Origin of the sequence: Mediterraneibacter gnavus ATCC 29149, from assembly GCF_008121495.1 — a bacterium.
In the GTDB taxonomy this organism is placed as follows: domain Bacteria; phylum Bacillota; class Clostridia; order Lachnospirales; family Lachnospiraceae; genus Mediterraneibacter; species Mediterraneibacter gnavus.
In genome coordinates, this window is sequence record NZ_CP043051.1 from 1840279 (window position 1) to 1854248 (window position 13970).

At 44.1% G+C, this 13970-nt stretch carries 7 protein-coding genes; 6 read left to right on the forward strand and 1 reads right to left on the reverse strand.

The window, feature by feature from the left end:
- Positions 1 to 84 precede the first annotated feature (84 nt).
- The 6 genes from FXV78_RS09065 to smpB all read left to right on the forward strand — a co-directional run bounded on the left by FXV78_RS09065 (position 85) and on the right by smpB (position 13317).
- A complete protein-coding gene (locus FXV78_RS09065; protein WP_022038469.1) occupies positions 85 to 1974 on the forward strand; it encodes a glucose PTS transporter subunit IIA in 1890 nt (629 codons plus the stop codon).
- A 16-nt stretch (positions 1975 to 1990) separates the two neighbouring features.
- On the forward strand, positions 1991 to 3460 hold the full coding sequence (locus tag FXV78_RS09070; protein WP_004841214.1) for a glycoside hydrolase family 1 protein: 1470 nt from the start codon (positions 1991 to 1993) through the stop codon (positions 3458 to 3460).
- Between the two features lie 231 nt (positions 3461 to 3691).
- Positions 3692 to 10198, forward strand: a complete 6507-nt coding sequence (locus FXV78_RS09075; RefSeq protein ID WP_004841212.1) for a glycosyl hydrolase family 95 catalytic domain-containing protein — start codon at positions 3692 to 3694, stop codon at positions 10196 to 10198.
- 140 nt (positions 10199 to 10338) lie between these two features.
- The gene (secG, locus tag FXV78_RS09080; RefSeq protein WP_004841211.1) at positions 10339 to 10581 is read left to right on the forward strand and encodes a preprotein translocase subunit SecG; all 243 of its coding nucleotides are present in this window, start codon (positions 10339 to 10341) and stop codon (positions 10579 to 10581) included.
- A 117-nt stretch (positions 10582 to 10698) separates the two neighbouring features.
- Positions 10699 to 12822, forward strand: a complete 2124-nt coding sequence (gene rnr, locus FXV78_RS09085) for a ribonuclease R (protein WP_172624262.1) — start codon at positions 10699 to 10701, stop codon at positions 12820 to 12822.
- Positions 12823 to 12852: 30 nt separating this feature from the next.
- A complete protein-coding gene (gene smpB, locus FXV78_RS09090; RefSeq protein ID WP_004841206.1) occupies positions 12853 to 13317 on the forward strand; it encodes an SsrA-binding protein SmpB in 465 nt (154 codons plus the stop codon).
- Positions 13318 to 13339: 22 nt separating this feature from the next.
- Here the strand turns inward: smpB and FXV78_RS09095 are convergent, their stop codons facing one another.
- Positions 13340 to 13936, reverse strand: coding sequence for an HAD family hydrolase (locus FXV78_RS09095; protein ID WP_009245065.1), 597 nt, complete (start codon positions 13934 to 13936; stop codon positions 13340 to 13342).
- Positions 13937 to 13970 lie beyond the last annotated feature (34 nt).

Here is a 13970-nt window from a genome sequence, read left to right on the forward strand (position 1 = left end):
GAGGAGTGTTTCTGCTTTGTCAGGATGGTAACATTAAGTTGGCTACACCTTTATACAATGAAAACTGTATATAAGGAGGATGACATGGGTAAATACTCAAGTTTAGCCGCAGACATTATTAAAAATGTCGGTGGAAAAGAAAATGTTGAAAGTTTAAGACACTGCGTTACAAGATTAAGATTCCGTCTGATTGATGAATCCATCGCAAATGATGAGGTCATCAAAAATATGGACGGTGTGGTGACCGTGATGAAAGCCATGGGAGAATACATGGTAGTCATCGGGGAGCACGTGGCGGATGTATACGATGAAGTATGCAGCCAGCTTGGCTTAGACGCCATGCAGGCAGAGAACAAAGAACAGAAAAATGCGAAAAAGAAGAGTCCCCTCGAGAAAGTTCTGGGAACAATCATGGGTGGTATGGGACCGACTCTTCATCTGCTCTGTGCCTGCGGTATTATCAAAGGGCTGTTAGTCCTTCTGACATTTGTCGGAATCAAACCGACAGATGGAATTTATATGCTGATGAATGCAGCAGGAGACTGTTTCTTCTATTTCCTGCCGCTGATTCTTGGATTTAACTTTGCAAAAAAATTCCAGATCGATCCATTCTTCGGACTGATCCTGGCAGCTGCAATGTGTTATCCGGCAATTCAGAATGTAGACATCAATTTATGGGGATATGTCGTAAATACGACCTATACTTCTACATTCCTGCCGATTTTATTTGGTCTTCTGGCAGCAGTTCCGCTGTATAAGTGGTTTGACAAAGTGCTTCCGAAGATGATCAAAGGTTTTATGACACCGATGCTTACATTGATCATTATTTTCCCGCTGACCTTTATTGTGATCGGACCTCTGGCAAATATGATCGGTGCGGGACTTAATGTTGTTCTCACAAGTATCTGTGAATTCTCACCGCTGCTTGCAGGACTGATTCTGGGCGGATGCTGGCAGATTTTTGTATTGTTCGGTATCCATGGTGTTCTTACAATTTTTGCGTTTATGGATCTGCTCGCAGGAAATCCAAGCCAGCTGCTGGCATTTTCCTACGGTGCATCCTTTGCTACATGCGGAGTTCTGCTCTCAATCATCTTAAAGACAAAAGATGCAAAACTCAAAGAAGTGGCACTGCCGTCCTTTATTTCTGCAATCTTCGGAGTGACAGAGCCGGGAACTTACGGTGTGACACTTCCTCGTAAGAAGATGTTTGCCATCTGCTGTATCGGTGGTGCTGCAAGTGGTGTTGTAGTTGCACTCAGCAACCTGGCGATGTACAGCTATGCGGGAATGGGAATCATCGGTCTTCTTGGATTTGTCAATCCGGACGGACCGAACTTTATCGGAATCGCATTATCTGCGATCGTTCCGTTTGTGGTATCTTTTGTTCTTGGTATGCTGGTTTACAAAGATTCCGATTATGAATATTTGAATGATGTAGTAGAAACAGACATCAAGTCAGTGTCAAAAGAAGAGAAGACGGAAGAGAAAAAAGAAGCTGCTCCGGCGCTTTTAAAAGAAAAAGAGATGCTCGCAATGCCGGCAGACGGTATGATCAAGCCACTTTCCGAAGCGGCAGATGAGGCATTTGCGAATGAAGCGCTTGGAAAGGGTTGTCTTGTAATCCCGGAAAATGGAAATGTATATGCACCGTTTGACGGTACTGTACGTGTGCTGTTCCCGACAAAACATGCGATCGGGCTTGCCAGTGAGGGTGGATGTGAAGCGCTCATCCACATCGGAATCAATACGGTGAATCTGGATGGAAAATATTTCGAAACTCATGTACAGCAGGGAGACTGCGTGAAAAAAGGGCAGCTTCTTGTATCCTTTGAGAAAGAAAAAATCGAACAGGAAGGTTACAGCTGTGAGATTCCTGTGATCATAACAAACACGGATGAGTATTTGGATATTGTAGAAAAAGATCATGACCGCCATGTACATGGTGAGGACATGCTGCATGTGATTCGATGAAAGGAGTAAAAGAGCAATGAGTTTTCCAAAGAATTTTTACTGGGGCGGCGCTACAGCCGCGAACCAGTGTGAAGGCGGCTGGAACGAAGGTGGAAGAGGACCGGCCAAAACAGATGTGACAACAGGTGGTTCCGCAAAGAAATCAAGAGGGATCACGTACCGCATGCCGGACGGAACAGAAGGCATGGTGGGCGGATTTTCCCGGATACCGGAAGGTGCATCCTATGCAGTGCTGGACGGATATTATTATCCGAACCACAAGGCGATTGATTTTTATCATCATTATAAAGAAGACATTGCATTATTTGCAGAAATGGGATTTAAGATGTTCCGTATGTCGATTTCCTGGTCCCGGATTTTCCCGAAGGGAATTGAAGAGGAGCCCAACCGTGAGGGAATCGAATTTTACCGGAATGTATTTACAGAACTGAGAAAATACGACATCGAGCCGCTTGTGACGATGTGCCATTATGATACACCACTGTATCTGGAGGAAGTGTTAGGCGGATGGACGAACCGTCAGTTGGTGGATGCGTTTGAAAAATATGCAAAAGTGATCTTTGAAGAATATAAAGGACTGGTCAGATACTGGCTTACATTCAATGAGATCAACAGTCAGCTGATGATGAAGAATTTCGTTCCGAATGCTCCGAAACAGATGCTGGAAAATGCGTATGCAGGACTTCACAATCAGTTTGTGGCAAGCGCCAGAGCGGTAAAGCTTGCTCATGAGCAGTATCCGGAATATGTGGTAGGATGCATGATCGCAGGTATGACGACATATCCGCTGACTTGTGATCCGCAGGATGTTCTGCGTGCACAGCATAAGATGCAGGAAGATTTCTATTACAGCGGGGACGTGATGATCCGCGGACATTATCCGGTATTTGCGAAGAGAATGTGGAGAGAAGACGGCGTGTCATTTGAAGTCCCGGAAGAGGATTTGGAGATTTTAAAAGAAGGAAGAGCCGATTTCTTCAGTTTTTCCTACTACAGCACAAGCTGTGAGACGACACATACAGATGCACCAAAAGACGGGGCAGGCAATCTGGTACTCGGATATAAAAACCCATACATCCAGTATTCTGACTGGGGATGGGGTATGGATGCGGACGGACTGCGATACATTCTGAATGAGATCTATGGACGTTATCAGGTGCCGATTATGATTGTAGAAAACGGACTCGGTGCGATTGATACTGTAGAAGCGGATGGAAGCATCCATGATGACTATCGTATCGCATATTTGAAGGATCATGTCAGAGCAATGTCAGAGGCAATCGATGACGGAGTAGAACTGATCGCATTTACACCGTGGGGATGTATTGACCTTGTCAGCGCATCTACCGGAGAGATGAGAAAACGATATGGCTTTATCTATGTAGATATGGATGATGACGGAAACGGATCTATGGAAAGAAGCAGAAAAGATTCTTTCTACTGGTATAAGAAGGTCATTGCATCCAACGGAGAAGAATTAGAATAAGAGACAGGGGACTATTCGAAAGAGTAGTCCCTTTTGTGTAAAAGGTTAAAAATCTGCCACATTTTTCTGAAACAGTAAAATAATGACATAAAGTAGTAGTTTTGTAAATTTACTTTCCGAATTGATTATGTTATAACCATTACAAATCTTCAGTTTAAGGTGAAGAAGGAGGTTAAGAGAGGTATAGTCAGTAAGATTTTATTTTAAATTTTGAGAGGAAAAAGGGTATACATGAAAACAAGGAGAAAGAAACAGACAAAACGTGTTCTGGCCAGTGCACTGGCAGCAGTGGTTGCAGCATCTGCAGTTCCGGTTTCCAATTCAGTCGTTCATGCAGAAGAATCTCAGGACAGGAGCGAATTAAAGCTGAGATATACAAGCGCAGCACCGGATAGTTATGATGGATGGGAAAAATGGTCTCTTCCAATCGGAAACAGTGGAATCGGGGCAAGTGTATTTGGTGGTGTGCAGACAGAGCGTATTCAGTTGAATGAGAAGTCACTCTGGTCCGGCGGACCAAGCGAAAGCCGTCCGGATTATAACGGAGGAAACCTGGAAGAAAAAGGAAGAAACGGACAGACAGTAAAAGAGATTCAGCAACTGTTTGCTAATGGGGACAATGATGCAGCAAGCAGTAAGTGTGGAGAACTGGTAGGTTTAAGTGATGATGCAGGAGTAAACGGATACGGATATTATCTGAGTTACGGAAATATGTATCTGGATTTTAAAGGTATCTCGGACAAAGACGTTGAAAATTACGAGAGAACACTGGATCTGAATACGGCAATTGCCGGAGTTGAGTATGATAACGGGGATACACATTATACTCGTGAGAACTTTGTAAGTTATCCGGACAATGTACTTGTGACACGACTGACTGCGGAAGGTGGCGATAAGCTGAATCTGGATGTCAGAGTGGAGCCGGATAATGAAGCAGGCGGTGGAAGCAACAAAAATACAATACAGGCGCAGTCTTACCAGAGAGAGTGGGAAACAACAGTTAAGGATGCGCTGATTTCCATCGACGGACAGCTGAAAGACAATCAGATGAGATTCAGCTCTCAGACAAAGGTTCTGACAGAAGGCGGAACAACAGAAGACGGAGACGAAAAGGTCACAGTCAAGGATGCAAAGGCTGTTACGATTATTACATCGATTGGAACAGATTACAAGAATGATTATCCGGTATATCGCACAGGGGAAAGCCAGGAGCAGGTCGCTTCCAGAGTGCGTGCTTATGTAGATAAAGCAGCAGATACTGTAGTAAATGATTCTTATGATACTTTGAAACAGGCACATGTGGATGATTACTCTTCTATCTTTGGCCGTGTCAATCTGGATCTTGGACAGGTTCCTTCTGAGAAGACAACAGATAAACTGTTGAAAGCTTATAATGATGGTTCAGCAAGCGAGCAGGAGAGACGCTACCTGGAAGTGATGCTGTTCCAGTACGGCCGTTATCTGACAATTGAGTCTTCCAGAGAGACACCGGAAGATGATCCGTCCAGAGCGACACTTCCGTCTAACCTTCAGGGAATCTGGGTTGGAGCGAACAGCTCAGCATGGCATTCTGACTATCATATGAATGTTAATCTGCAGATGAACTACTGGCCGACCTATTCTACGAATATGGCAGAGTGTGCGCAGCCGTTGATTTCGTACGTAGATTCTTTAAGAGAACCAGGACGTGTTACTGCAAAAATTTATGCAGGTGTGGATCAGGGATTTATGGCACATACCCAGAACAATCCGTTTGGATGGACTTGTCCGGGATGGTCATTTGACTGGGGATGGTCACCGGCAGCGGTACCGTGGATTCTTCAGAATTGCTGGGAATACTATGAATTTACAGGTGATGTATCCTATATGCAAAATTACATCTATCCAATGATGAAGGAAGAGGCAATTTTCTACGATAATATTTTGATAGATGATGGAACCGGACATCTGGTATCTTCACCAAGTTATTCACCGGAGCATGGACCAAGAACGGCAGGTAATACTTATGAGCAGACACTGATCTGGCAGTTATATGAGGATACTATCAAAGCAGCAGAAACTCTTGGTGTTGATGCGGATCTGGTGGCAACATGGAAAGATCATCAGTCCAGGTTAAAAGGACCGATCGAGATTGGCGATAGCGGACAGATCAAAGAGTGGTATGAAGAAACGACTGTAAACAGTATGGGACAGGGATACGGGCACAGACATATTTCCCATATGCTGGGACTTTTCCCGGGAGATCTGATCTCATCTGATACACCGGAGTACTTTGAGGCAGCAAGAGTGTCCATGAACAACCGTACAGATGAAAGTACCGGCTGGGGAATGGGACAGCGAATCAATACATGGGCAAGACTGGCAGATGGAAACCGTGCATATAAGCTGATCACAGATCTGTTTAAAAACGGAATTATGACCAATCTCTGGGATACGCATCCGCCATTCCAGATCGACGGAAACTTTGGGATGACATCAGGTGTTGCAGAGATGCTTCTGCAGAGCAACATGGGATATATCAATATGCTTCCTGCACTGCCGGATGCATGGGCATCAGGAAGTGTCAGCGGACTGGTTGCACGCGGAAACTTTGAAGTATCCATGAACTGGAAGAACAAACATCTGACAAGCGCAGAGATTCTTTCAAATAACGGAGGAACAGCAACTGTTCAGGTTCCAAATGCTTCCTTTGCAACAATTACAGATGCAAATGGAAATGTTGTAGATGTAAAAGTAGAATCTCAGGACAGAGTTTCCTTTGAGACACAGGCCGGACAGACGTATTATGTCAAAGATGTTCCTGTGAAAGGGGAGGCACCGACAGGATTATCTGCAAAACGTACAGATGATAATACAGGAAAACTGACATGGGATGAAGTCAAGACGAAAAAAGACAAAGACATTACTTACAATGTATATCGTCAGATTGAGTCCGGAGACGTACAGAAAATTGCAGGCGGTGTAGAAAAAACAGAATACATTGATAAAAATGCAGATAAGGCATTGGGTACGATCCGATATCAGGTATCAGCAGTAGTCGATGGCAAAGAGACAAAGCTCAGTGAAAAAGTAGAGCTGACAGAGCCGCTTGGAGCAGGAAAGATTGATAATAAGGATCCGCATATTGTGTATACAGGTGCATGGGGTGACTGGGACACAGCAAACGAAGGCAACTACAAGGATACGATCAAGTATCTGAACAAACCGACAGGAAAAGAGACTGTAGAACTGGAGTTTGTGGGAACAGGCATCGAAGTGATTACTTGTACAAATACAGACCGTGGAAAATACGAAGTATTTATTGACGGAGAGTCTTGCGGAAAGGTAGATACATACAGTTCTACTACAAAACGTCAGCAGGTTGTATTTAAAAAGGATGATCTGAAGCATGGTACACATACATTAGAGCTGAAAGTGCTCAATGAAAAAGTAGATGCAAGTTCTGGTACAAAAGTAGAACTGGATGCTCTGAATATTCTGGATAATACGATCACACTGCCGGAGAAAGTAGAAGTATCTACAGTTTCCGGAATTACAACGATCGGAAAAGAAGGCACTGTACAGATGCAGGCAAAAGTAACACCGGGAGATACAAAAGACAAGAGTGTTACATGGACTTCTTTTGATACAAGCATCGCATCCGTAGATGAAAACGGACTGGTGACAGTTCACAAGAAAAACGGAGAAGTGACGATCACAGCAACAGCAAATGCCGATTCTGAAGTGAGCGGAAGCTGTAAACTGACTGTGGCACTCTTTGGAGACCTTGGTTCCGGAGAGACGATCGTAGAAGATGCATCTGAGGATGGAAAGAGAAATGATGCGATTAGCTGGAGCGGCTCTGAATGGTCTACATGGGCTGGAGAGCCGGAGAAACATCATGGAAAGACAAAGACAGAAGTTCCTTCAACTGGAAACCAGGCAGGTAAATATTTTGAATATACGTTTACAGGAACTGGAATTGAAGTTTATGCACAGAAACATGCAAACTTTGCAAGTTATGATGTAAGCATTGATGGTGGAAAAGCTGAAAATGTATCATTAGCGGGATCCGGTGGAGGAGATCCACAGCAGAAGATTTTTGAAGCAAAAAATCTTGAGAACAAACAGCATACAATCAGATGCACAATTGTAGCTCGTGACGGAAAAACACAGGCAAACCTTGACTACTTAAAAATCTTCGCACCGGTACAGGCAGCGGAGGTGAATAAAGCGGATCTTCAGACAGCCATCGAAAGCGGGGCCGGACTCATAGAGGGCGCATATGATGCGGACAAATGGGAAGCATTTAAGGAAGCATACAAAGTGGCAGTAGAAGTAATGAATAATGCGGATGCAGATCAGGATGCGGTTGAAAAAGCAGCAGCAGCTCTGAATGCGGCGATGGAAGCACTTGGAGATCCAAATGTTCCGGAAATCGGAGAAGTACAAGGAGAAGCAGTACATGTTGAAAGTTCAGCTGTGATTCTGGAATGGGGTCAGGTAAAGGGTGCAGCATCTTATCTTGTAAAATGGAATGATCAGGAAGTCAAGACCTCAGATACGCGGATCCGGATTGAAGGATTGGAATCGGGTGTGACTTATGACTTTAACATTTTTGCGCTGAATACAAAAGATGTGCCGTCTGAAAATGCGATTGAAATTCACGGAATTACAACAACAGATGTGGTAAAACCGGGAGTCGTTACAGAAATCAAAGCAACACCTGTTGATGAGGATTCAGCAAAGCTGACATGGACAGCACCGGCTGACACAGACGTGGCAAGCTATAATATTTATCAGAATGGTGTGAAGATCGGGGACAGTAAGAACACAGAATTTACAATGGATAAACTGGAAGTCGGAACTGTTTATGAGGTACGTATTACAGCAGTAGATAACGCAGGAAATGAATCAATTCCAGCTCCATTTAAGTTTACATTTACAGAGCCGGAAAAAGAGAACTTCACATTGAAGGCAGCAGCGAATGCAGAAGAAATGGGAATCGTGAGTGTAGAACCACAGCAGGATTCCTATGAAGCAGGAACTGAGGTAACAGTCAAAGCAGAAGCGAAGGAAGGATTCCGCTTTGTAAACTGGACAAAGACCGGAACAGAGGAAGAAGTCAGCACAGAAGCAGCATACAAGTTTGCAATCACAGAAAATACAGATCTGACTGCAAACTTTGTGAAAGAAGAAGTGCCAGAAGAAATCTTCCATGTAACGATCAAAGCCAATGACAATACAATGGGAACTGTAACCATTGATTCAGCAGACGGAAGCTACAAAAAAGGAGAAAAAGCAGAAGTTATCGCAGTGGCAAACGAAGGATTCCGTTTTGTAAACTGGACCGATGCAGAAGGAAACGTGATCAGTGAGTCCAATCCATATGTATTTGAGGTGACAAAGGATCTGGATCTGACTGCAAACTTTGAAAAGATCCCTGCAGAAAAATATACATTCTCTGTTGCAGCAAATGATGAGAAGATGGGAAGCGTTGCAGTAGAACCGCAGCAGGATACCTATGAGGCAGGAACCGAGATCAAGGTGAGTGCAGTGCCGGCATCCGAGGATTATGAATTCGTAGGATTCACAAAGAAAGGAACCCAGGAGATTGTCAGCAAGGAGAATCCGTACGTATTCCAGATCCAGGAAAATATGGAACTGACTGCAAACTTTAAAGAAGTAGAGCATTCCTACCTGATCTATGTAGAGTCACCGGATCCGCAGATGGGAACGGTCACAATGGATCCTGCAAATGAAGGAAACATCTACAAAGAGGGAACAGAGATCACGGTGAAAGCAGAGCCGAAGGATGGATATGAGTTTACCCAGTGGCTGGAAGTGACAGAAGCAGATGGAGAAGAAGTTCTGACACCAGTAGAAGGCGCTCAGGCAGAATACAAATTTCATGCAGAGTCAGACCGTGTACTGCGTGCCGAGTTTAGACTGGCTCCGGTTCCGGAAACATACTACCGTGTTGTGGTACAGTCCAATGATGAGAACATGGGAAGGGTTTCCATGGATAAAGAGGATGGCACATACAAAGAGGGTGCGACAGCATCTGTGAAGGCAGAAGCCAAAGAAAGATTTGAATTTGTGGGCTGGAAAGAAAAAGGACAGACCGAATATGTATCGAAGGATGCAGAATATCAGTTTAAAGTGACAAAGAACATCGAGCTGACCGGAGAATTCAAAGCCGTGGAAGTGCCGCATATTCCGAGTGCACAGGAAATCTTAGATGACATTCTGGCAAACCATAAGATTCCATCAGAAGTGAAAGCGGGAACAGAAAGACTGGTTCTGCCGGAAGTTCCGGAAGGAAGTAAGATCGAGATCGTGGCAGTAAATCCGGAAGGAATCATCGGACTGGATGGAAAGGTAACAACACCGGAAAATGATACGGATGTGATCGTGACCATTCAGGTAACGGATACAAACGGAGCAACAGCCAAAGCTGATGTGAAGGTTTTGGTCAGAGGAGAAAAAGCCGATCCAAATCCAGATCCAAATCCGAATCCAGACCCGGGTCCGGACGACGATCACAACGGAAATGATAACAATGGTGGAAACAACAATACAGGAAACAACGGTGGAAGCAGCAACAGCGGAAGTCATAACAATGGAAGTACATCCGGTTCCCACTCTCAGAGTGTGCAGACAGGAGACAATGCCAATGTGATCATGTGGGCAGTACTTCTGGTGGCAGCAGTAGCAGTTGTCGGCGCAGTAGTGATTATCAGAAGAAAGAAAAAATAAACAGGATTGTAAAAGCCTGAAAAAATGAGATGGTGGATGAAATAATTGGTTTCATCCGCCATTTTTATCACGTAAATCTATTGCAGAATTGCAGATTTTGTGTTAGACTATAAAAGGTTATCCACAGGAGGTGTGAACGTATGGATATTTTAAAAATTGTGTTAATGATTATTTTTGTAATAGATTGTATTGCGTTGTCAGCAATTATTCTTCTTCAGGAAGGAAAGTCCGCAGGACTTGGAACGATCAGCGGTGCGGCAGATTCTTATTGGGGACAGAATAAAGGCCGTTCTATGGAAGGCGCTCTTGTGAAGTCTACCAAGTTTCTTGCTATTTTATTTTTAGTACTTGCAGCAGTGCTGAATCTGAAAGTATTTAACTAAGAGAAAGCGATAAAACACTCTATGCAAAAATAGGGTGTTTTTCTTTTATGAAAAATTGACGGAAGTCGAATAGAGGATACAAAAAAGGAACTACTAAGTATGAAAGAAGGTGAACGAATGGAACATACATTTGAGAAACGAAAAAAGGTGATTTATGATTTGATCTGTGACGATCTTTATGTACCGATGAAGCTGAAGGAGATTGCGATGCTTCTGCAGATTCCGAGAGAACAGAGAAACGAATTAAAGGAAGTATTGGAAGCCCTGGAGGCGGATGGCAAGATTTACGTCTCAAAGAAAGGGAAATATGTCAAAGGACAGCCTCAGTATTTAAAAGGAATATTTCAGGCGAATCTTCGCGGATTCGGATTTGTGCTCAGAGAGGATGAAGAGGATGTTTTTATTCCGGAAGAGAATATCAACGGTGCATTTCAGGGAGATGAGGTGGAATTTCTGATTACCAAGTCACCGGAGGGCAGACGAAAAGAAGGAAAGATCGTGCGTGTGGTATCTCATGGAACGACAAAAGTGATTGGTCTGTATGAGAAGAGCAAAAGTTTTGGATTTGTACGACCGGATAATCAGAGATTTTTAAAAGATATTTATATTCCGGCAGGCAAAGAAAAAGGTGCGATGACCGGACACAAGGTAGTGGTAGAACTGACGTCCTACGGCGGGGAAAATATGAAGCCGGAGGGAAAAGTCGTGGAGATCATCGGGCATATCAATGATCCGGGAACCGATATCATGTCTATTGTGAAAGGTTATGATATGCCGGTGGAATTTCCGGAGAAGGTGCTAAATCAGGCGGAACGTGTCGGAAAAGATGTAAGTGAAGCGGATATGGCAGGGCGCATGGATTTAAGAGACTGGCAGATGGTGACCATTGACGGAGAGGATGCAAAGGATCTGGATGACGCTGTTTCTCTGACAGAAGTGGAGAACGGATGGAAGCTGGGAGTGCATATTGCAGATGTGACCAACTATGTGCAGGAAAAAAGTGCATTGGATCGGGAGGCGCTGAAACGCGGGACCAGTGTGTATCTGGCAGACCGGGTGATTCCGATGCTGCCCCATAAGCTTTCGAATGGAATCTGTTCTTTAAACGCAGGAGAGAACAGGCTTGCGCTAAGCTGTATTATGACTGTTGACAAAAAAGGTGAGATTGTGGATCATGTGATCGCAGAGACGGTGATCCGGGTGGACCAGAGAATGTCTTATACGAGTGTTGCAAAAATTCTGGAAGCGCAGGATGAGCAGGAGAGACAAAAATACGAAAAGCTGGTTCCGATGTTTGAACAGATGGCAGAAGTTTCAGGGCTGCTTCGGGAACGCAGGAAAAAGAGAGGCGCAATCGACTTTGATTTTCCTGAGACGAAGATGATTCTGGATGAACAGGGAAGACCAGTGGAATTGAAACCATATGAGCGAAATGTGGCAACGAAGATGATCGAGGACTTTATGCTTGCGGCAAATGAAACAGTGGCAGAAGAGTATTTCTGGAGAGAGATTCCGTTTTTATATCGTACCCATGAGGCGCCAGAAGAAGATAAGGTAAAAAAACTGAGTACGTTTATCAATAATTTCGGATATCACATCCATATGGGAAATGAAATCCGCCCGAAAGAAATCCAGAAGCTGCTGGAAAAAGTGGAGGGAACTCCACAGGAGGCTCTGATCAGCAGACTGGCGCTGCGTTCCATGAAGCAGGCGCGCTATACACCGGAAAATGCAGGGCACTTCGGTCTGGCGGCGCAGTATTATACACATTTTACGTCTCCGATCCGGCGGTATCCGGATCTGCAAATCCACAGGATCATTAAGGAGAATCTGCGCGGCAGACTAAGTGATGACAGAATGGCACATTATGAAAAGATTCTGCAGGAGGTGGCAACACAGTCCAGTGAGATGGAGCGCAGAGCAGAAGAGGCTGAACGTGAGACCGTAAAATTAAAGAAAGTAGAATATATGCAGGATCGGATCGGAGAGGAATTCGAAGGTGTGATCTCCGGTATTACAAAATGGGGAGCATACGTGGAACTGCCGAATACGATAGAAGGTCTTGTACATGTGGTGAATATGAAGGACGACCACTATGAGTACCGGGAAGAGCAGTATGAACTGGTGGGAGAGCATTTCCGTAATGTCTATAAACTGGGACAGAGAGTCCGTGTGCGTGTCCTTGGTGCAGACCGGCTGCAGAGAACGATTGATTTTGAGTTTTGCGAAGAAAACGAGTAGAGTTTAACGGGAAGAAGAGAGGAAAGTGCGATGGCAAAAAAAGAAGGCAAATTGATCGCCAACAATAAAAAAGCATATCACGATTATTTTATTCTGGAAAAATATGAGGCGGGAATCGTACTGCATGGAACAGAGGTCAAATCCCTCCGCATGGGACAGTGCAGTATCAAGGAAGCGTTTATCCGGATCGAAAACGGTGAGATGTTTATTTATGGAATGCATGTTTCTCCTTATGAAAAGGGAAATATCTTTAATAAGGATCCGCTGAGACCGAGAAAGCTTCTGCTCCATAAAAAGGAGATTGACAAGATTTTCGGCAAGATGAAGGAAAAGGGAAATACAGTGGTTCCGCTCCAGGTGTACTTCAACGGAAGCCTTGTAAAAGTGGAAGTTGGACTTGCAAAAGGTAAGAAATTGTACGATAAGCGGGATGATATCGCGAAAAAAGACCAGAAAAGAGAAGCGCAGAGAGAATTTAAAATCAGAAATCTGTAAGAAATATGCCATCGGGCGGAAGTTATTCTTCCAGTCCGATGGCATGTTTGATTTCTGAGAGATTCTCTCCAGTAAAGACCATTCCATTCATCCCGAGCTTCTGAGCAGCTTTGATGTTTTCGGGTTTGTCATCCATAAAAAAGCAGTCGGACGGATTCAGTGAAAAGGTATCAAACAGATGCTGGTAAATATCCGGATTTGGTTTGAATTTTTTGATGGATCCGGAATAGACTGCACCGTCAAATAAGCGGGTAATCTCGAAAAAATCTGCATGTTCTTCAAAGAAAATCGGAGCGTTGGAAAGAATGTAAAGCCCTGTGTGCTGTTCTTTTAATCTGTGGATCATATCCCACACCGGCTGAATCGGGATCATGTGTTGATACCAGGTGGCAAAGCATTTGCGGGCAGTGTCATGAAGGCAGTCCGGCAGCAGGTGAAGTGTTTCCTCCTGGTATTCTTCATAGGGAATACTTCCCTCATCCAATGCCTGCCAGTTGTGGTAGATGGCATTTTTCAGAATGGGAAGATCTTCGCGATTGCAGTAGGAGCGCAATAAGTCATCTGATTGAAAGGTAGCAAGGACATTTCCGAAATCAAAGATAATATGTTTATAATTCATAAGTAAAATCCTTTCTGAAGCGTATTTGAAACTC

Excerpts from the sequence above, each read along its gene's own strand:
- FXV78_RS09095 (WP_009245065.1), bottom strand. The coding sequence starts at position 13,936 with ATGAATTATAAACATATTATCTTTGATTTCGGAAATGTCCTTGCTACC.
- secG (WP_004841211.1), top strand. The coding sequence starts at position 10,339 with ATGGATATTTTAAAAATTGTGTTAATGATTATTTTTGTAATAGATTGT.
- smpB (WP_004841206.1), top strand. The coding sequence starts at position 12,853 with ATGGCAAAAAAAGAAGGCAAATTGATCGCCAACAATAAAAAAGCATAT.
- FXV78_RS09070 (WP_004841214.1), top strand. The coding sequence starts at position 1,991 with ATGAGTTTTCCAAAGAATTTTTACTGGGGCGGCGCTACAGCCGCGAAC.
- FXV78_RS09065 (WP_022038469.1), top strand. The coding sequence starts at position 85 with ATGGGTAAATACTCAAGTTTAGCCGCAGACATTATTAAAAATGTCGGT.
- rnr (WP_172624262.1), top strand. The coding sequence starts at position 10,699 with ATGGAACATACATTTGAGAAACGAAAAAAGGTGATTTATGATTTGATC.
- FXV78_RS09075 (WP_004841212.1), top strand. The coding sequence starts at position 3,692 with ATGAAAACAAGGAGAAAGAAACAGACAAAACGTGTTCTGGCCAGTGCA.